This window comes from Variovorax paradoxus (assembly GCF_022009635.1).
Lineage (GTDB): Bacteria > Pseudomonadota > Gammaproteobacteria > Burkholderiales > Burkholderiaceae_C > Variovorax.
The window spans coordinates 637,981-656,757 of sequence record NZ_CP091716.1; the positions used below are offsets into that span (position 1 = coordinate 637,981).

Annotated in this window: 21 protein-coding genes; 8 read left to right on the forward strand and 13 right to left on the reverse strand. The window is 68.0% G+C overall.

Features of this window, described 5'->3' with window-relative positions; translation table 11 throughout:
- Positions 1-9: 9 nt before the first annotated feature.
- Positions 10-843: a thioesterase family protein gene (locus tag L3V85_RS03195; RefSeq protein WP_237677975.1), complete on the reverse strand. Its 834-nt coding sequence runs from the start codon at positions 841-843 to the stop codon at positions 10-12.
- Positions 844-914: 71 nt separating this feature from the next.
- Between L3V85_RS03195 and L3V85_RS03200 the strand changes: the two genes are divergently transcribed.
- Positions 915-1,550 (forward strand): TetR/AcrR family transcriptional regulator, encoded by a 636-nt coding sequence (locus tag L3V85_RS03200; protein ID WP_237677976.1) that lies wholly within the window; start codon positions 915-917, stop codon positions 1,548-1,550.
- Between the two features lies 1 nt (position 1,551).
- Here the strand turns inward: L3V85_RS03200 and L3V85_RS03205 are convergent, their stop codons facing one another.
- The 3 genes from L3V85_RS03205 to L3V85_RS03215 all read right to left on the reverse strand — a co-directional run bounded on the left by L3V85_RS03205 (position 1,552) and on the right by L3V85_RS03215 (position 3,702).
- A complete protein-coding gene (locus L3V85_RS03205; RefSeq protein ID WP_237677977.1) occupies positions 1,552-1,761 on the reverse strand; it encodes a hypothetical protein in 210 nt (69 codons plus the stop codon).
- Positions 1,762-1,853: 92 nt separating this feature from the next.
- On the reverse strand, positions 1,854-2,726 hold the full coding sequence (locus tag L3V85_RS03210) for an N-formylglutamate amidohydrolase (RefSeq protein ID WP_237677978.1): 873 nt from the start codon (positions 2,724-2,726) through the stop codon (positions 1,854-1,856).
- Between the two features lie 13 nt (positions 2,727-2,739).
- Positions 2,740-3,702 carry a tripartite tricarboxylate transporter substrate binding protein BugE gene (locus tag L3V85_RS03215; protein ID WP_237677979.1) on the reverse strand — a complete coding sequence of 321 codons (963 nt, stop codon included), beginning with the start codon at positions 3,700-3,702 and terminating at the stop codon, positions 2,740-2,742.
- 111 nt (positions 3,703-3,813) lie between these two features.
- On the opposite strand from L3V85_RS03215, the gene L3V85_RS03220 reads away from it, so the two are divergent.
- On the forward strand, positions 3,814-4,752 hold the full coding sequence (locus tag L3V85_RS03220) for a LysR substrate-binding domain-containing protein (RefSeq protein ID WP_237677980.1): 939 nt from the start codon (positions 3,814-3,816) through the stop codon (positions 4,750-4,752).
- 19 nt (positions 4,753-4,771) lie between these two features.
- On the opposite strand, the gene L3V85_RS03225 is transcribed toward L3V85_RS03220, so the two are convergent.
- A complete protein-coding gene (locus tag L3V85_RS03225; RefSeq protein WP_237677981.1) occupies positions 4,772-5,758 on the reverse strand; it encodes a tripartite tricarboxylate transporter substrate binding protein in 987 nt (328 codons plus the stop codon).
- A 3-nt stretch (positions 5,759-5,761) separates the two neighbouring features.
- Entirely contained in the window at positions 5,762-8,725 is a 2,964-nt protein-coding gene (locus tag L3V85_RS03230) for a DNA topoisomerase III (protein ID WP_237677982.1), read from the reverse strand.
- A gap of 85 nt (positions 8,726-8,810) precedes the next feature.
- Here L3V85_RS03230 and L3V85_RS03235 point away from each other — a divergent pair, with 85 nt between their 5' ends.
- From L3V85_RS03235 to L3V85_RS03245, 3 genes are read left to right on the forward strand one after another with little or no spacing between them, the layout of a single operon-like run.
- Positions 8,811-9,476 (forward strand): SET domain-containing protein, encoded by a 666-nt coding sequence (locus tag L3V85_RS03235; protein WP_237677983.1) that lies wholly within the window; start codon positions 8,811-8,813, stop codon positions 9,474-9,476.
- Positions 9,477-9,478: 2 nt separating this feature from the next.
- Complete coding sequence (locus L3V85_RS03240) at positions 9,479-10,291, forward strand: biotin--[acetyl-CoA-carboxylase] ligase (protein ID WP_237677984.1); 813 nt, start codon at positions 9,479-9,481, stop codon at positions 10,289-10,291.
- Between the two features lie 13 nt (positions 10,292-10,304).
- On the forward strand, positions 10,305-10,553 hold the full coding sequence (locus L3V85_RS03245) for a sporulation protein (protein WP_237677985.1): 249 nt from the start codon (positions 10,305-10,307) through the stop codon (positions 10,551-10,553).
- A gap of 6 nt (positions 10,554-10,559) precedes the next feature.
- Here L3V85_RS03245 and L3V85_RS03250 read toward each other — a convergent pair whose 3' ends face one another.
- From L3V85_RS03250 to L3V85_RS03260, 3 genes are all read right to left on the reverse strand, one after another.
- Entirely contained in the window at positions 10,560-12,002 is a 1,443-nt protein-coding gene (locus L3V85_RS03250) for a sensor histidine kinase (protein ID WP_237677986.1), read from the reverse strand.
- Positions 12,003-12,039: 37 nt separating this feature from the next.
- Positions 12,040-12,714, reverse strand: a complete 675-nt coding sequence (locus tag L3V85_RS03255; RefSeq protein ID WP_081268702.1) for a response regulator transcription factor — start codon at positions 12,712-12,714, stop codon at positions 12,040-12,042.
- A gap of 66 nt (positions 12,715-12,780) precedes the next feature.
- Positions 12,781-13,266, reverse strand: coding sequence for a MarR family winged helix-turn-helix transcriptional regulator (locus L3V85_RS03260; protein WP_237677987.1), 486 nt, complete (start codon positions 13,264-13,266; stop codon positions 12,781-12,783).
- Between the two features lie 145 nt (positions 13,267-13,411).
- Between L3V85_RS03260 and recA the strand changes: the two genes are divergently transcribed.
- From recA to L3V85_RS03275, 3 genes are read left to right on the forward strand one after another with little or no spacing between them, the layout of a single operon-like run.
- A complete protein-coding gene (gene recA / locus L3V85_RS03265) occupies positions 13,412-14,518 on the forward strand; it encodes a recombinase RecA (RefSeq protein ID WP_237677988.1) in 1,107 nt (368 codons plus the stop codon).
- Positions 14,519-14,563: 45 nt separating this feature from the next.
- The gene (recX, locus tag L3V85_RS03270; protein ID WP_237677989.1) at positions 14,564-15,025 is read left to right on the forward strand and encodes a recombination regulator RecX; all 462 of its coding nucleotides are present in this window, start codon (positions 14,564-14,566) and stop codon (positions 15,023-15,025) included.
- Positions 15,006-15,437, forward strand: coding sequence for an SRPBCC family protein (locus L3V85_RS03275; protein WP_237677990.1), 432 nt, complete (start codon positions 15,006-15,008; stop codon positions 15,435-15,437). The genes recX and L3V85_RS03275 overlap by 20 nt, the downstream gene beginning before the upstream one ends.
- A 1-nt stretch (position 15,438) precedes the next feature.
- On the opposite strand, the gene L3V85_RS03280 is transcribed toward L3V85_RS03275, so the two are convergent.
- The 4 genes from L3V85_RS03280 to L3V85_RS03295 are packed head-to-tail and all read right to left on the reverse strand — an operon-like array spanning position 15,439 to position 18,773.
- A complete protein-coding gene (locus tag L3V85_RS03280; RefSeq protein WP_237677991.1) occupies positions 15,439-16,548 on the reverse strand; it encodes a mandelate racemase/muconate lactonizing enzyme family protein in 1,110 nt (369 codons plus the stop codon).
- Between the two features lie 5 nt (positions 16,549-16,553).
- Positions 16,554-17,381, reverse strand: a complete 828-nt coding sequence (locus L3V85_RS03285) for a transporter substrate-binding domain-containing protein (RefSeq protein WP_237677992.1) — start codon at positions 17,379-17,381, stop codon at positions 16,554-16,556.
- Between the two features lie 32 nt (positions 17,382-17,413).
- On the reverse strand, positions 17,414-18,142 hold the full coding sequence (locus L3V85_RS03290) for an amino acid ABC transporter ATP-binding protein (protein ID WP_237677993.1): 729 nt from the start codon (positions 18,140-18,142) through the stop codon (positions 17,414-17,416).
- Positions 18,126-18,773, reverse strand: a complete 648-nt coding sequence (locus L3V85_RS03295) for an amino acid ABC transporter permease (RefSeq protein ID WP_237680486.1) — start codon at positions 18,771-18,773, stop codon at positions 18,126-18,128. Before L3V85_RS03295 ends, L3V85_RS03290 begins: the two co-directional genes overlap by 17 nt.
- Positions 18,774-18,777 lie beyond the last annotated feature (4 nt).

The window sequence follows — 18,777 nt, forward strand, 5'->3', positions numbered from 1 at the left end:
TGGCGGGGGTCACGCGGCGGGCCGCTCGCGCAGCACCAGCGTCTGGGTGGCGATGCCGATGGGGCCGTGCACGTCGTAAAGATGGGACACGGCAAGGCCCGCGCCGTCGCTGTGCGCCTCGGTGGCCGAGCGCAGGCCGATCCACTCGCCCTCGGGCGCGCGAAACAGGTTCAGGCTCATGTCGGCGTTGGTGAACAGAAAGCGCTCGGCCGGCAGCACCCAGCTCAGGCCGTTGCCGAAGTCGGCCGCCGCTGCGGCGCGCATGGCGGGCGAGTTGGCCGCGCCGTCCACCAGCGGCACCGCGAGCCGGAACCATGCGCCGCAGGGGCCGGGCTGCGTCGAGTCGCCTTCGGCCACGCGCGATTCCACCGCGCTGCCGTAGAACGACACGCCTTCGGGCAGGCCGGGAATGCGCACGGGCTCGCTGCAGTCCTGCGGCAGCGGCCGCAGTTGTGGCTGGGGCCAGCCCGGTAGGTCCGCCGGCAGCGCCAGCGCATTCCGGGCCAGCAGCAGCGCATGCGCCCGCGCCACCACCACGTCGCCCGCCAGCAGGTCGATGCCCACGCGCACCGTGGCGCGCGACGACTGCACTTGCGCACGGGTGCGCAGCAGCGCGATCGGCACCGGCTTCACGAGTTCGACGGTGAGGCGGGCCAGTTGCCAGCTTGGTCCGGGCGCGGCCTGCTCGGCCACATGCGCGAGCAAGGCGCAGGGCGCGCCGCCGTGTTGCGCGCGCGGGTCCCAGGGGCCGCGCGCGAGCGCGCCGGGCTGCCAGGCGTCGCTGCCCTGGGTGGTGTAGACGGCGGGGCGGGATTCGTCCGATGCGGGTTCGTCGAGGGCCATTGCAGAATCTGTTCGATGGGTCCAAAAATTCTAGGAACAAGCCGGACGCAAGGTGTTCGGGTTTGGCCGCGATGAGCGGCAGCACGCGCGCGCCGGCCACCGCCCAGAGAAGAAAGCCGCGCCAGTCCCGCGCGCGCCACACCTCGCAGGCGTTGCAGGAGGCCTTTGTTCAGCTTTTGGTCGAGCGCGGCTATGCCGCCGTCACCATCCGCGAGATCGTGTCCGTCGCGGGCACGGGGCTCGGCAGCTTCTACGAATACTTCGAGAACAAGGAAGACTTGGCGCGCGTGTGTCTGCACCTGCGTTCCAAGGCGCTGCTGCTGGGCATTCGCGAGACAGTGGCCGCGCAGGCGGGGCGGCCGCTGCATGACATCGTCGATGCGGTGATCGACAAGCAGATCGACGCCCACCGCGAGCAGCCGCTCGCCTGGGGCGCGCACTACCTGCTGGAGCGGCACCTGTCGGGGCCGGAGGCCTATCGCAAGATGTACGAACGCTTCGTGGCCGAATGGGTGGGCGTGCTCGAGGCCGCCGGCGACCTGGCGGCCGATTGCCCGAAGAAGGAGGTTGCGCGCGTGTGCCAGACCATCCTGTACGGCCTGGTGGCGCACACGCACATCGGCACCGGCGGTCGGCCCGACCTGCAGGCACTGTCACGCCAGTTGCGCGGCGCGCTGCACGGCTACCTGGCCGGCATGGCCCGCTGAATCAGCGCGAGCTGTTCTTCGTGCCGGAGACGCCGGCGTCGATGGTGCCGAACACGGTGACGCCGCTGCCGCCCGTCGAGGTCGATGCATTGGCGCCGCCGCCGGCCGAACCGGTGCCCGCGCAACCGGCGACGAGCGCGCCCATCGCGACGGCGAAAACAGCTGCAATGAATGGCTTCACTGGAAACTCCAAGAGGGTGTGGTTGGTCATGACCTTTTCCACTATAGGCCGCCCGCCCGGCCCCTCGTGTAACAACACACCCGGGGCCGGCAGGGTTGATGGCGCGCCGCGCAACCGGCCGCTCAGCGCGGGTCGGTCGCCAGCAGCATCTCGACCATCGAGCGCAGGTGCGCCTGCAGCCGCGCGGCGCCGGCTTCGTCCAGCGCCAGCGTGGTCTCGTCCATGTAGAGCTTGCGGTTGATCTCCACCTGGATGCTGTGCCGCTGTTCGGCCGGCCTGCCGTGCCGGCGCACCAGCTCCACGCCCTTGTACGGGTGGTTGTAGTCCACGCTGTAGCCGAAGCCGCGCAGGTGCTCGCAGATCTTGCGAGACAGCGCCGGGTCGGCGGTGCTGCCGTCGCGGTCGCCGATCACGAAGTCGGCATGCGCCAGGCCCGGGAAGTCGGTGGCGTGGCTGGCCGCGATGGCCGGCATCGAGTGGCAGTTGATGTGGATGCTGTAGCCGTGGCGCGCATGCGCGTCGTCCACGGCCTGCGCCACCGCCGCGTGGTAGGGCTGCCAGCAGCCTTCGATGCGCTGGCGCACCTCGTCCACGCTGAGCTGCCGGTCGTAGATCGGCAGGCCTTCGTCGGTGAGCTTCCAGATCAGCCCCTTGCCCAGGCGCACCTTGGACAGCACGCGCGGGTCGCTCGACACCGGCCCGGTCCACTCGCCGTCGATCATGGTGGTGTCGATCTCGGTGGTGTCGCGGTTGGCGTCGAGGTAGCTGCGCGGAAAGTGCGCCTCGATCCATGCCGCGCCCAGCTCGGGCGCGAAGGCATAGAGCTTCTCGACGTGGGTGTCTTCGGCGCGGCGCAGCGTCGCGAGGTCGCGCACCGAGCGGAAGTCTTCGGGGTAGACGGTGCCGCTGTGCGGCGAGTCCAGCACCAGCGGCGTGTGCCCGGCGACGCTCGTCACCTGGGCGCGGGTTTGAATCAGTTTCAGGACAGGATGCATAGGCAGGCCGGGCTCAGTCCAATCGCACGCGTGCGAATTCGGCCACCTTCTTCATCTTGTCGATTTCGCTGGCGATCTGCTTGGTGAACTGCGCCGGCGTGGTGCCCGAGGCGTACAGGCCCTGCAGCGCCAGGCGCTCGCGCACCGAGGCGTCCTTCAGCGCGGTGGCCACGGCCTGCTGCATGCGCAGCACCAGCTCGGCCGGCGTGCCCGCGGGCGCGACCATGCCGAACCACGACGGATCGTTGTTGGTCGGGTAGCCCAGCTCGCCATAGGTGGGCACGTCGGGCAGCACGTCGAGGCGGCCGTTCCACGACACGGCCAGCGCCTTCAGCTTGCCTGCCTTCACGTGCGGCAGCGACGAGGCCACCTGGTCGAAGTACACCGGCACTTCGCCTGCGAGCACGTCGTTGATGGCCGGGCCCGCACCGCGGTAGGGGATGTGCACCATCGAGGTTCCGGTGGTGCTCTTGAACAGTTCGCCCCACATGTGGCCGATGGTGCCGTTGCCCGGCGTGGCGTACGACACCTTGCCCGGGTTGGCCTTCAGGTACTTCACCAGCTCGGCGAAGTTGGCCACCGGCAGCTTCGTCGGGTTGATGACGATCACGCCCGGCGCCTTGACGATCTCGGTCACGGCGGCGAAGCCCTTGATCGGGTCGTAGGGCAGCTTCTGGTAGACCGCCGGGTTCACGCCGTGCGTGGACAGGGTGGCGATGCCGAAGGTCAGGCCGTCCGGCGTGGCGCGGGCCAGCTCGGCCATGCCGATGGAGCCGCCGGCGCCGGCGCGGTTGTCGATGACCACGGGCTGCTGCAGGATCTTGGCCACGGGCTCGCCGAGCACGCGCGCGGTGATGTCGGTGGCGCCGCCGGGCGGGAAGGGAACGACCAGGCGGATGGGCTTGCCTTGGGCGAAGGATATTCCGGGCAGGATAGAAGCAGCGGCCAGCGTGGAAATGAAATGACGACGTTGCATGGGGAGTGTTCCAGTGTGCATTGAGAGTGAAGAGCGATCTGCTGCTTCATCTGTAGCAAAGGATATACCCGCTAACATTCTGATCTGGAATGTTTTAATGGCCATCCTTCCATGTCGCTGCGTCGTCTCAATCCTCCGCTGAACCTGTTGCGCGCCTTCTCGACCGTGGTGCGCTTCGGCGGTGTTTCTCGCGCGGCAGAGGCCCTGCACCTCACGCAGGGCGCGGTCAGCAAGCAGGTGCAGGAGCTCGAGCGCTGGATCGGCGCGCCGCTGTTCGAGCGCAACCGCAAGCGCCTGGCGCTCACGCCGGCCGGCGAGCGCTACGAGAAGGCGGTGCGCGCGCTGCTCGCGCAACTGGAGGCGGCCACGCTGGAACTCATCACCAGCGGCGACGGCGGCGGCGCGCTGCACCTGTCGACCCTGCCCACCTTCGGTGCCAAGTGGCTGATTCCGCGGCTGCCCGACTTCCAGCGCGCGCATCCGCAGATCACGCTGCATTTCGTGCCTTTCGTGCACGGCTACGACTTCGAACGGCCCGAGCTCGACTGCGCCATTCTTTTCGGCGACGGCCACTGGCCCGGCGCGCAGTCGCACTACCTCGCGGGCCAGGACGTGGCGCTGATCGCGCCGCGCGCCGCGCAGGCCGAGGTCGCCATCCGCACGCCGCAGGACGTGGCGCGCTGCACGCTGCTGCGCCATGTCACGGTGCCGCAGTCGTGGCTGCAGTGGAGCGAGACGCACGGCGTGCGCGGGCTCGACCCGCTGGCCGGTCCGCAGTTCGACCAGTTCCAGACCATGATCCGCGCGGTGATGGTCGGCATGGGCGTGGCGCTGGTGCCGCGCTGCCTGGTGCAGGACGAGATTTCTTCAGGACTGGTGGACGAGCCGCTGCCGGGCGGCGGCTACCGCGGCAACGAGGGCTACTGGTTCTGCTACCCGGAAGGGCGCGGCCAGCTCGCCACGCTCGATCATTTCCGCAGCTGGCTGCTGGCGGAAGTCGACCGCGCGAAAGAGGCGATGCCCGCCGCGGCGGGGCCGGTGCCGCGCTGACGCGGCACCTTCGCTTCGCTTACTCGGGCTTGGCGCCCGAGGCCTTCACCGCCGCGCCCCACAGGCGGATCTCGCTTGCCACGAAGCGGTCGAACTCCGCCGGCGTGGTGGGCGCCGGCTCGGAGCCGCGCTCGCGGATGAAGCGCGCCATCTGCTCGCTCTTGAGGATGTCGGTCACCTCATGGTTGAGGCGCTCGACGATCTCCGGCGGCGTGCCGCGCGGCGCCATCAGGCCGAGCCAGCCCACGGCCTCGAAGTTCTTCGTGCCGGCCACGCCGCTTTCGGCCACCGTGGGTACGTCGGGCAGCTGCGACGAGCGCGTGGCCGACGTGACGGCCAGCGCCACCGCCTTGCCCGACTTGATGTGCGGCAGCGCGGCCGTCACCGAGTCGATCATCAGCGGCACCTGGTTGCCCAGGAAGTCCGACTGCGCCGGGCCGCTGCCGCGGTACGGAATGTGCGTGATGAACACATGCGCCGCCGACTTGTACATCTCGCCCGACAGATGCTGCGTGCCGCCGATGCCGGCGCTCGCATAGCTCAGCCGGCCGGGCTCGGCCTTGGCGCGCGCGGTGAGATCGGCCAGCGTGCGGATGCCGCTTTCGGGCGTGGCCAGGAACACCAGCGGCACCTTCGCGATGAGCGAGATGCCGACCAGGTCCTTGCGCGGATCGAAGCTCGGCTTGGCGTAGAGCGTCTGGTTCACCGCCATCGCGCTGCCCGCCACCACCAGCGTGTAGCCGTCAGGCTGCGAGCGCACCACGAACTCGGTGCCGATGTTGCTGCCGGCGCCGGCCTTGTTGTCGATGATCACCGGCTGGCCCAGCCGCCTGCCGAGTTGCTCGGCCACCGCGCGGGCGAAGATGTCGGTGGCCTGCCCCGGCGGGAAGGGCACCACCAGCTTAACCGGCTTGTCGGGCCACGCGGCGGCATGGGCCAGGCCCGCGCCGCCCATCAGCGCGACGGCCATCGCAGCAACGCTAGCGCCGAAGTATCTGCGCTGCATGGCTCAGGTCGCCGAGAGGTGCTTGCCCACGATGCCCGCGAGTTCGAACATCGTCACCTGGTCCTTGCCGAACACCGGCTTAAGCTTGGCGTCGGCATTGATCGCGCGCTTGTTGGTCGCATCCTGCAGGCCGTTGGCCTTGATGTAGTCCCACAGCTTCTTGATGACCTCGGTGCGCGCCACCGGTTCGGCGCCGATCACCGCGGCCAGCGAGTCGCTGGGCTTCAGGCCCGCGCCGGGCTTGCGCGGCGCGGCGGCCTTCTTGGCTGCCGGGGCCTTCTTGGCGGCGGGCGTCTTCTTCGCCGCCACCTTCTTGGCCGCGGCCGTCTTGCCGGCGGGCGCGGCCTTGCCGAAGGTCTTGCGCGGCGGGAACTTGCTACCGCCTTCGCGCGGTGCAAATTCGAAGGTCACCTTGCCTTCTTCGGCGTTCCAGGTCAGGAAGGCCTTGAAGGCGCGGCGCGTGCGCATGCTCACGAACTTGTCGAGCAGGTCGGTCTTGCCGGTGGCCAGCAGCTTTTCCATCTGCGCGCGCTCCACCGGCTGCTGCAGGATGATCTTGCCGGTCTTGAAGGTGCAGGTGGGCGTGGGCTGCGCATTGGTCGGAACCGACTTCTCGCAGACGTAGTTGCTGCCGTGCTCGAACACCGGCGCGCCGCACACCGGGCACGGGCCCACGGTGTCCTGCTCGCTGAAGTCGACGATCTCGCCGGTGTCGGCGTTCTTGTCGTCGCCGAAGTCGAACTCCAGCTTCCAGTTCTTCGCCTCGTCGTCGAACTTGATGACGATCTCGGAGGTGAAGGGCCAGCCGGCCTTGGAGCGGAAGCCCTCCAGCGGGCCGATGTGCTTGTCGCGCAGCAGCGCCTCGGCCTCGGCCACCTCGAAGGTGCGCCCGGCCGGCGACTTGCCGAACGAGAAGCCGCAGGCGTCCTCGCCGGTGCCGCTCTTGCCGGTGCAGGCGTAGCGGCGGTAGTTCTCGCGCACGATGCCGCCGCAGTTGGGGCACGGCGTCTGCAGGGTGGCGTAGTCGCCCGGCACGGTGTCGCGGTCGTATTCCTTCGCCTTCTTGACGATGTGCTCCGTCATCTGGGCGATCTCGCGCATGAAGGCGTCGCGGCTGAGCGCGCCCTTCTCCATCTGCGCGAGCTTGTATTCCCACTCGCCGGTGAGCTCGGCCTTGGAGAGTTCTTCCACGCCCAGGCCGCGCAGCAGCGTCATGAGCTGGAAGGCCTTGGCCGTGGGAATCAGCTCGCGGCCCTCGCGCAGCATGTATTTTTCGGTGATCAGGCCTTCGATGGTGGCCGCGCGCGTGGCTGGCGTACCCAGGCCCTTTTCCTGCATGGCTTCGCGCAGCTCGTCGTCGTCGATGGTCTTGCCCGCGCCTTCCATCGCGCCCAGCAGCGTGGCTTCGGAGTAGCGCGCCGGCGGGCGCGTCTTCAGGCCCTTGGTGTCGGCCGATTCGGTCTTCACGATCTCGCCCGGCTTCACCGGCACGAGGCGCTTGCCGTCCTTGTCGTCTTCCTTCTCGTCGTCCTGGGCTTCCTTGCCGTAGATGGCGAGCCAGCCCGGCTTCACCAGCACCTTGCCGTCGGTGCGGAAGGGGTACTTCTTGCCGCCCTGCTCCACCGTGCTGATGCGCGTGGTCACCTGGTATTCGGCGCTCGGGAAGAACACCGACAGGAAGCGGCGCACCACGAAGTCGTACAGCTTCTGCTCGGCCTCGCTCAGGCCGCTGGGGGCCTGCAGCGTCGGGATGATGGCAAAGTGATCCGACACCTTGGCGTTGTCGAAGATGCGCTTGTTGGGCCGGACGTAGTTGCCGTCGACCGCCTGCTTGGCGAACGGGGCCAGGTGCTTCATGCCGCTGTTGGCGAGCATGCCCATGGTGTCCTTGACCACCGGCAGATAGTCTTCCGGCAGCGCGCGCGAATCGGTACGCGGGTAAGTCAGCGCCTTGTGGCGCTCGTACAGGCTCTGCGCCAGCGCGAGCGTGGTCTTGGCGCTGAAGCCGAAGCGGCCGTTGGCTTCGCGCTGCAGCGAAGTCAGGTCGAACAGCATCGGCGAAGCCTGCGTGGTGGGCTTGCTCTCTTCGGTGACGGTGGCGGGCTTGCCGCGCGCGGCATCGGCGATGGCGCGGGCTTCCTGCTCATTCCACACGCGATCGGCACGCTGCTCGGGGTCGGGCTCGCCGTTGGCCAAGAGCGGCGCGTTGGCCTTCTTCCAGTCGGGGTTGAACCACTTGCCCGGGTACTCGCCGGCCTCGGCCGCGAAGGTGCCGTGGATTTCCCAGTAGTCGCGCGAGACGAACTTGCGGATCTGTTCCTCGCGCTCCACCACCACCGAGAGCGTCGGCGTCTGCACGCGGCCCACGGTCGTGAGGAAGAAGCCGCCGTCGCGCGAATTGAATGCCGTCATGGCGCGCGTGCCGTTGATGCCCACCAGCCAGTCGGCTTCGGAGCGCGAGCGCGCGGCGTCGGCCAGGCCCTGCATCTGCTTTTCGGTGCGCAGCGCGTCGAAGCCGTCGCGGATGGCCTGCGGCGTCATCGATTGCAGCCACAGCCGCTTGACCGGCTTGTTCAGGCCCGACTTGCCGCCGGCGTACTGCTCGATCAGGCGGAAGATCAGCTCGCCCTCGCGGCCCGCGTCGCAGGCGTTGATGAGCTGCGTCACGTCCTTGCGCTTGGCCTGCTTGACCACCGCGTTCAGGCGCGTCTTGGTCTTGTCGACCGGCTTCAAGTCGAAGTGCGGTGGAATCACCGGCAGGTTGGCGAAGCTCCACTTGCCCCGCTTGACGTCGAATTCCTCGGGCGCCTGGATTTCGACCAGGTGACCGACCGCGCTGGTCACGACATAGCTGTCGTTCTCGAAATGCTCGTCATGTTTGTCGAATTTGCCGGCCACCGGCGTGAGGGCACGGACGATGTCCTGTGCCACCGACGGCTTTTCTGCGATTACCAACGTCTTTGTCATCTATGGGCTCTCTATACTCTGCGGCTTCCCGCGTGCGCACGCGCACACGCGCATGTGTGCATATTCAAACTAACAGACTTCGGCGATGCCTTCCAAAACCCCACTTTCCGCCGGTCGCCGAATCCAGATGCGGCGCTCCGATGTCCACGGCAACGGCGTGTTCGCCGTGCAGGACCTGGCCGAAGGCGAAACGCTGATCGAATACAAAGGCGAGATCATCAGCTGGAAGGAGGCGCTGCGCCGCCATCCGCACGACCCGGCCCAGCCGAACCACACTTTCTACTTCCACATCGACGACGGGCGTGTGATCGACGGCAACGTCAAGGGCAACGACGCGCGCTGGATCAACCACTCGTGCGAACCGAACTGCGAGGCGGACGAGGTCGATGGGCGCGTTTATATCAAGGCGCTGCGCAACATCGCCGCAGGCGAAGAGCTCAATTACGACTACGGCCTGATCATCGACGAGCCTTACACGCCGAAGCTTCTGTCCGAATTTCCTTGCTGGTGCGGCTCCGAAGAGTGCCGCGGCACGCTGCTGACGCCCAAGGATGAGGACGAAGAAAAGAAAAAGAAGAAGAAAGACAAAAAGAAAGCCGAAAAGAAGAAGGCCGAGAAAAAAGAGGCTGAAAAGAAGGAAGCCAAGAAGGCCGAAAAGAAAGCCGGCAAGAAGGCTGAAAAGAAATCGGAAGCCAAGTCCGGGAAGGCGGAGAAAAAATCCGCCAAGAAGGACAAATCCGAGAAAGACTGAGCATGAGCAGCACCACCGCCGACTGGTTCGAAGACCGGATCGCCGCGGCGGTCGCCCCGCTGCTGCCCGGCTTCACGGTCGAGGCCGTGGCCGAGATCGACTCCACCAATACCGAGCTCATGCGCCGCGCGCGCGCCGGGCGTGTCGAGCCCGTGCTGCTCGTGGCCGAGCGCCAGACCGCGGGGCGCGGCCGGCTGGGGCGGCCGTGGCAAAGCGCGCCGCGGCAGGAAGCCTCGGCCTCGCTGGTGTTCTCGCTGGGCCTGCCGCTGGCGCCCGCCGACTGGTCGGGCCTGTCGCTGGCCGTGGGTGTCAGCGTGGCCGAAAGCCTCGACCCCACGGGCGTGCACAAGGTCGGGCTCAAGTGGCCCAACGACGTGTGGGTCAACGACAGCAAGCTGGCAGGCATCCTCATCGAGACCGCGCTGCCGTCCAATGGTCGGCCCGATGCGTCGCGCTACCTCGTGATCGGCATCGGCCTGAACATCGGTGCGCGCGAGGCCGACGGCATGCGCACGCCGCCGGCCTGGCTGCGCCAGTGGCGCCCCGAGGCCAGCGCGCCCGAGGTGCTGGCCGAGCTGGCCCCGCCGCTGGTGCAGGCCGTGCTGGATTTCGAGGCACGCGGCTTCGCGCCCTTTGCCGAACGCTTTGCCGCGCGCGACGTGCTGCGCGGGCGTGAAGTGGCGCTCAGCGACGGCACCGCCGGCCTGTGCGAAGGCGTGGCCTGGGGCGGCGAGCTGCAGGTGCGCACCGACGCCGGGCTGCAGCTGATCTCGAGCGACGAAGTGAGCGTGCGCCCCCGCGGCATGTCTTTCTGACAGCCGACTCCGCATGAAGCTGCGCCTGCTGCTCGTCGTCCTGCTGCTGGCCAACGCCGGCTACTTCTTGTGGGCGCGCGGCGATCTCGTCGGCTTCGGCCTGGCGCCCGCGGGGCTCAACGAGCGCGAGCCGCAGCGGCTGGCGCGGCAGATCCGGCCCGAGTGGCTGCAGATCCGCAAGGACGCGAAGCCTGCTGCGCCGGCCCCGGCGGCGGCGGCACCTGCGCCCTCGCCCGCTCCTGCGCCCGCCCCCTCCCCCTGACCAGGCTCAGACAGGCGCCTCGGCTTCGAAGCGCACCGTGAAAAGCGCCCCCGGCGGATGCTTGCCGGGATGCGCATCCTCCAGCTTCACCAGCGCGCGATGCTGGTTCGCGATCTCGCGCACGATCGGCAGGCCCAGCCCCGAGCCGTCGGCCTCGTTGCCGAGCACGCGGTAGAACGGCTCGAACACCAGCTCGCGGTCGGCTTCGGCGATGCCGGGGCCGTTGTCCTCCACCTGCAGCAGCAGCACATGGCCGAAGGGGTCGGCCAGCACGCGCACGGTGATCAGGCCGGGGCGCTCGGGCGTCGAGGGCGTGTAGTTCAGCGCGTTGTCGACGAGGTTGCGCACCAGCTCCTTCAGCAGCGTCTGGTTGCCGTCGAACATCACGCCCGGCGCGCCGGCCTCGGCGCCGTCGTAGCCGAGGTCGATGCGCTTCTCGATGGCGCGCGGCACCGCCTCGCGCACCACCTCGATGGTGAGCCGCGCCAGGTCGCAGGGCTGGTGGTGCACGTTGGCGCTGTTGCCCTCGGCGCGCGCCAGCGACAGCAGTTGGTTCACCGTGTGCGTGGCGCGCTTGCTGGCGCGGCCGATCTGCTTGAGCGACTGCTTCAGCTCGTCGGCGTTGGCGCCTTCGCGCTGCGCCAGGTCGGCCTGCATGCGCAGGCCGGCGAGCGGCGTCTTCAGCTGGTGCGCCGCGTCGGCCAGGAAGCGCTTCTGCGTGCCGATCGAATCGTTGAGCTTGTCCAGCAGCTCGTTCACCGAAGACACCAGCGGCACCACTTCGAGCGGCACCGACGATTCGTCCAGCGGGCTCAGGTCGCCGGGGCGCCGTTCGCGGATGCGCGCCTCCACCACCGACAGCGGCTTGATGCCGCGCACCAGCGCCAGCCAGATCAGCAGCACCGCCAGCGGCAGGATCGCGAACTGCGGCAGCAGCACGCCCTTGATGATCTCGGCGGCCAGCACCGACTGCTTCTCGCGCGTCTCGGCCAGCTGCAGCAGCGAGGGCGGCACGTCGTCGCTGCCGCTGGCCAGCCACATCGAGGCCACGCGCACCGGCAGGCCGTGCACGTCGCTGTTGTGCAGGAACACCTGGTTGGGCGGCAGCGGCTCGTCGAGGCCGGGCTGGGGAATGTCGCGTTCGCCGCTCAGCAGCGTGCCGTGGCCGTCGAGCAGCTGGTAGTAGACGTGGCCGGCATCGTCGGCCCGCAGGATCTCGCGCGCCGACTGCGAGAGCACGAACTGCGTATGCCCGTCCTTCACCGTCACCAGCTCGGACAGCGCCTTCACGTTGTGCTCGAGCGCACGGTCGAAGGGCGCGTTGGCGATGCCCTGCGCCACCAGCCAGGTGACGCCGATGCTCACCGGCACCAGCAGCAGCAGCGGCGTGAGCATCCAGTCGAGGATCTCGCCGAACAGCGAGCGCTGCGCGCGCTGAAACAGCTTCACCGGGTTCGCCCCCAGTCTTCGCGCATGAAAAGGGGCATCAGTTCTGGATCTTCTCGAGGCAATAGCCCAGCCCGCGCACCGTGGCGATGCGCACCGGACCCTTCTCGATCTTCTTGCGCAGCCGGTGGATGTACACCTCGATGGCGTTCAGGCTCACCTCCTCGCCCCATTCGCAGAGGCGGTCGACCAGCTGGTCCTTGCTCACCAGCCGGCCGGCGCGCTGCAGCAGCACTTCGAGCAGGCCGAGTTCGCGTGCCGAAAGCTCGATCATCTTGCCGTCGATGGTGGCCACGCGGCCGGCCTGGTCGTAGACCAGCGGACCGTGGCGGATCGCGTTGCTGGTGGTGCCCATGCCGCGCCGCGTGAGGGCGCGCACGCGGGCCTCCAGCTCCTGCAGGCTGAAGGGCTTGGCCATGTAGTCGTCGGCCCCGTTGTCCAGGCCCTTGACGCGTTCTTCCACGCTGTCGGCCGCCGTGAGCACCAGCACCGGCAGTTGCGAGCCGCGCGCGCGCAGGCGTTTGAGGATCTCGATGCCGTGCAGGCTGGGCAGCCCGAGGTCGAGGATCAGCAGGTCGAATTCGTCATGGGTCATGAGCGCGGTGTCGGCCTGCGAGCCGTTCGCCACGTGGTCGACCGCCGCGCCCGAGGTGCGCAGGCTGCGCAGCAGGGCATCGGCCAGCACCTGGTCGTCTTCGGCAATCAGAATTCTCATGCGCCACCTCCGGCCGGTTCGGGCGCCGCGCCGGCGCCGTTCACATTTGTCTCTCTCTGGCGGAGTCTAGCCCGCTGTATAGGCTTCCAGTCCGATGGTTACCACGGTGGCGATGTCGTTGCCCACGCTGCTGCGGAACTCGCGCTCGGCCTGCGTCACCGCGCCGTGGAAGGCGTCGAGCCAGGCCAGTCCGTCGGCCGTGAACAGCACGCGGCGCGCCCGCGCGTCGAGCGGGTCGGGCCCGCGCGTGACCAGGCCCCAGGCCTCGCACTGATCCACCAAGGCGCCCATCGCCTGCTTGGTCATGCCGGCGCGCTCGGCCAGTTCGGTGAGGCGCGAGCCCTCGCGCGCCAGGTGCCGCGTGATGTGGATGTGCGCCGCGCTCACCTGCGCGCGCGCCGCAAGGTTCGACAGCGCCAGCGGCACGTCCACGTCGTGCGCCATCAGCTCCAGCACGCGCTCGTCGAAGCGGCGCATCGCATGGCCCAGCAGGCGGCCCAGGTGGGTCTGCCGCCATGCGTCGGGATCGGTGGGAAAGGCGGCTTCGGTCATGGCGTTAAATGGTAAAGCAAACTGACCAAAAAACGGGTTTACTCGAATCCATCAGCCCCTACACTACTGTTCAAGCATCCAGCCTGTGGTTAAAAGCAGATGGATGAAGCCAGACACAAACCGTTGATATTCAAGGAGTTTCCACATGGACGCAGTCGTCAAGGGCGCAAGCATCTCGGTCGCCAACAGTGAAAAAGCCAAGGCCCTGCAGGCCGCGCTGGCCCAGATCGAAAAGCAGTTCGGCAAGGGCACGATCATGCGGCTCGGCGAAGGCGAGGCGCTGGAAGACATCCAGGTGGTCTCGACCGGCTCGCTGGGCCTGGACATCGCGCTGGGCGTCGGTGGCCTGCCGCGCGGCCGCGTCATCGAAATCTACGGCCCTGAATCCTCGGGCAAGACCACGCTCACGCTGCAGGTCATTGCCGCCATGCAGAAGCAGGCCGGCACCTGCGCCTTCGTCGACGCCGAACACGCCCTCGACGTGCAATACGCCCAGAAGCTCGGCGTCAACCTGTCCGACCTGCTGATCAGCCAGCCCGACACCGGAGAGCAGGCCCTGGAAATCGTCGATTCGCTGGTGCGTTCGGGCGCGGTGGACCTGATCGTGGTCGACTCGGTCGCAGCGCTCACGCCCAAGGCCGAAATCGAAGGCGAAATGGGCGACTCGCTGCCCGGCCTGCAGGCGCGCCTGATGAGCCAGGCGCTGCGCAAGCTCACCGCCACCATCAAGAAGACCAACTGCATGGTCATCTTCATCAACCAGATCCGCATGAAGATCGGCGTGATGTTCGGTTCGCCCGAAACCACCACCGGCGGCAATGCGCTGAAGTTCTACGCCTCGGTGCGCCTGGACATCCGCCGCATCGGCACCATCAAGAAGGGCGACGAGGCCATCGGCAACGAAACCAAGGTGAAGGTGGTGAAGAACAAGGTCTCGCCCCCGTTCAAGACGGCGGAGTTCGACATCCTGTTCGGCGAAGGCATCAGCCGCGAAGGCGAGATCATCGACATGGGCGTGACCGCCAAGATCGTCGACAAGTCGGGCGCCTGGTACGCCTACAACGGCGAGAAGATCGGCCAGGGCCGCGACAACGCCCGCGAGTTCCTGCGCGAGAACCCCGAGCTGTCGCGCGAGATCGAGAACAAGGTGCGCGAGTCGCTGGGCATTCCGCTGCTGGCCGCCGACGCCGGCGCCACGCCCGAAAAGCCGCAGAAGGCCGCCAAGGCCGAAAAGGCGGACAAGGGCGAGTAAGTCCCCGAGCGCGGACCCCTGCCGGGGCCGCGCGAGCGATCCCGCATGGCATTCGACGCCCCGTCCCTCAAAGGCCGCGCACTGCGCCTGCTGAGCCAGCGCGAGCATTCGCGCTCGGAGCTGGAGCGCAAGCTCGCCAAGCATGAAGAAGAGCCCGGCACGCTGGCCAAGGCGCTCGACGAGCTGGCCGCCAAGGACTTCATCAGCGAGCCGCGTGTGGTGGCCTCGGTGCTCAACCAGCGCGCGGCCCGCTCGGGCGCATTGCGCGTGAAGCAGGAACTGCAGGCCAAGGGCATCGCGCCCGAAGCCATCGCCGAGGCGGTGGCCAGCCTGCAGGAAACCGAAGTGGAGCGCGCCACCGCCCTCTGGCGACGACGCTTCGACGCACCGCCCGCCGACGCGAAGGAGCGGGCCAAGCAGATGCGATTCCTGATGGCGCGCGGGTTCTCGGGCGCCGTCGTGTCCAAGGTCCTGAGGAGCGACTTCGATGAAAACCACGAAGAGTGAAGACAGTGCTGTCCAGTCCCGCGTCATCACGCAGCGCGTGGCCTGCGAATGGCGCCGCGCCTACGTGCTGGCGGCCGATCCGAAGCGCCTGCCCGACTGGGCCAGCGGCCTTGCGAAGAGCGCTCTGGTGCCGCACGGCGACCACTGGATCGTGCGCACGCCCGAGAGCGGCGATGCCCGCATGCGCTTCGCGCCGCGCAACGACTTCGGCGTGCTCGACCACTGGGTCGCGCCCGAAGGCGTGCCCGAGGTCTATCTACCCTTTCGCGTGATCGGCGTCGGGCCGGACGCCTGCGAACTGCAGTTCACGCTGCTGCGACAGCCGCACATGGACGACGCGGCCTTCGAGCGCGACGCCGGCTGGATCGCGCGCGACCTGCAGTCGCTGCGCAGCCTGATCGAAGCGGACTGACTCAGCCGCGCAGCACCAGCGGCGCGAACTTGCGCCGCGCCTTCAGCTGCTCCGCGTCCCACTCGATGCCCAGCCCCGGCGTTTCCGGCGCCACCGCATGGCCGCCCTCGATGCGCAGCCGGCTGGTGGTGAGGTCGTCGAGCTGCGGGATGTATTCCACCCAGCGCGCATTCGGCACCGCCGCGCACAGGCTCACGTGCAGCTCCATCAGGAAGTGCGGGCACATCGCGATGCCGTGCGCCTCCGCCAGGTGCGCGATCTTCAGCCACGGCGTGATGCCGCCCACCCGCGCCACGTCGGCCTGCACGATCGAGCAGGCGCCCTGCTGGATGTATTCGGCGAACTGCGACGGGTGGTACATCGACTCGCCCACCGCGATCGGCACGCTGGTGCTCGCCAGCAGCTGCGCATGCGCGCGCACATGCTCGGCCGGCATCGGTTCCTCGAACCAGGCCAGGTCCAGCGGCGCGTACTGGCGCGCGCGCCGGATGGCCTCGGCCACGGTGAAGCTCTGGTTGGCGTCGACCATCAGCTCGAAGTCCGCGCCCACGGCTTCGCGCACGGCCGACAGGCGCGCGATGTCCTGCGCCACGTGCGGCTTGCCGACCTTGATCTTCGCGCCCAGGAAGCCGTCGGCCTTGGCCGCGAGTGTCTGCTCCACCAGCTGTGCGGGCTCGATGTGCAGCCAGCCGCCCTCGGTGGTGTAGACCGGCACGCGCTGCTGCGCTCCGCCCGCCAGCCGCCACAGCGGCAGGTCGACGGCACGCGCGTTGCGGTCCCACAGCGCGGTGTCGATGGCCGCCAGCGCGAGGCTGGTGATCGCGCCCACGGCGGTGGCATGCGTGTGGAAGAACAGGTCGCGCCAGATGGCTTCGTACTGCTGCGGGTCGCGCCCGATCAGGCGCGGCGCGAGGTGGTCGTTCAGCAGCGCCACGATGGACGAGCCGCCCGTGCCGATGGTGTAGGTGTAGCCCGTGCCCGCCGAGCCGTCGTCGCAGCGCACGGTGACCATCACCGTCTCCTGCGTCACGAAGGACTGGATGGCGTCGGTGCGCTTGACCTTCGGCGCGATGTCGATCTGCGAGATCTCGACCTGGTCGATCTTTGCCATCGTGCTCAGCCTGCGTTGCGCGTCACGTCGGCCGGCAGGTCGGCGCCGTGGAATTTCTTGTAGATGGTGTTGAGCTCGCCGCTCTTGAGCTGTGCCTTCACGAACTCGTCGAGCTTGGCCTTCAGGCGCGGCTCGTTCTTGCGCATGCCGATGGCCAGCATGTTGACCTTCATGGTGAACTTCGGCTCCATCTGCTTGGCCGGGTTCTTCTCGTTGATGGTCTTCAGCAGGGGCGGCGCGGTCGCGAAGATGTCGGCCTGACCGCTCACCACCGCGGTGATGGAGGTGGCGTCGTCGTCGAAGCGCACGATCTGCGTGCCGGCCGGCAGGATCTTCGTCACTTCCTGGTCATTGGTGGTGCCGCGCGTGGCGATCACTTTCTTGCCCGCGAGGTCGGCCGGGCCGGTGATGGTCATGCTCTTGGGCGCGCCCACCACGGCCAGGATGGCGGCGTAGGGCACCGAGAAGTCGACCACCTTCTCGCGCTCCGGCGTGACCGACATGCTGGAGATCACGATGTCGGCCTTGTCGGTCTGCAGGAAGGGAATGCGGTTGGCGCCAGTGGTCGGCACGATTTCCAGTTCCAGGCCCAGGCTCTTGGCCAGCAGGCGCGCGGTTTCCACGTCGGAGCCGGTGGCGTTGAGCTTCTCGTCCTTCAGGCCATAGGGCGGCACGGCGAGGTCGATGGCCACGCGGATCTTCTTGGCGGCCATGATGGTGTCGAGCTGGTCGGCATGCGCCGATGCGCCCGCGAAGGCGAGCGGCAGCGCCAGCGCGAGGGCGGACAGCAGCGCGCCGCGGCGCTTGAGCGAGAGGGAGGAAGAAGAAGTCATCGAAAGTCTCCTGGAGTTGTCTGAAGGAAAAATCAAAGCCCGGTGCCGATGAACTGGCGCAGCTCGGGCGTCTGCGGGTTGCTGAGGATGCTGGCGTCGCCCTCCTCCCACACCAGCCCCTGGTGCATGTAGATGACCTTGTCGGCCACGCCGCGCGCAAAAGCCATCTCGTGGGTCACGAGGATCATGGTCATGCCCTCGGAGGCGAGCTTCTCCATCACCTTGAGCACTTCGCCGGTGAGCTGCGGGTCGAGCGCGGAGGTGACTTCGTCGAACAGCATGAGCTGCGGCTTCATCGCGAGCGAGCGCGCAATCGCCACGCGCTGCTGCTGGCCGCCCGAGAGCTGCTCCGGATAAGCGTCGGCCTTTTCCGCCAGGCCCACGCGCTCGAGCACTTCCATCGCGATGGCGCCGGCTTCCGAGGCGCTCATCTTCTTCACAGACTGCGGCGCGAGCGTGATGTTCTGCTTCACCGTGAGGTGCGGGAACAGGTTGTAGCTCTGGAACACGATGCCCACGTCCTTGCGCAGCGCGCGCAGGTTCAATGCCGGGTCGTGCACCGCGTGGCCGCAGCAGCCGATGGTGCCGCTGTCGATGGTCTCCAGCCGGTCGATGCAGCGCAGCGCGGTGCTCTTGCCCGAGCCGCTCTGGCCGATGATCGCCACCACCTGCCCGCGCTGGACCGAGAACGACACGCCCTTGAGCACATGCAGCTTGCCGAAGTGCTTGTGGACGTCGTTGAGTTCAACCACGGGCTGCATTGAGCTTCCTTTCAAGGGCGCGACTCCATCGCGAGAGCGGGTAGCAAAGAATGAAATACAGAACCACCGCGCACCCGAAATACAGGAAGGGCTGGAAGGTCGAGTTGTTGAGCACCTTGGCGTTGTAGGAAAGCTCGGCATAGCCGACCACCAGCGACGCGATCGATGTGTTCTTGATGATCTGCACCAGGAAGCCCACCGTGGGCGGCGTTGCGATGCGCAGCGCCTGCGGCAGGATCACGCGGCGCATGCGCTCGATGCGCGTGAGCGCCAGGCATTCGGCTGCTTCCCACTGGCTGCGCGGCACGGCCTGGATGCAGCCGCGCCAGATTTCGCCGAGGAAGGCGCTCGCATAGATGGTGATGGCCAGCGCCGCCGCCGCCAGCGCAGGCACAGAGCCGATGCCCGCGATGTTGGGGCCGAAGAAGCACACGCCCATCAGTACCAAGAGCGGCGTGCCCTGGATGACCTGGATGTAGCCCGCGGCCGCCATGCGCACCGCCTTCGCCGGCGACACGCGCGCCAGCGCCACCGCGAGCCCGATGAGTCCGCCGCCGATGAACGCGAGGGCCGAGAGCTGCAGCGTGCCCCACGCGCCCATCAGGAGAAAGCCGAAGTGCTCGGCCGGCATGAAT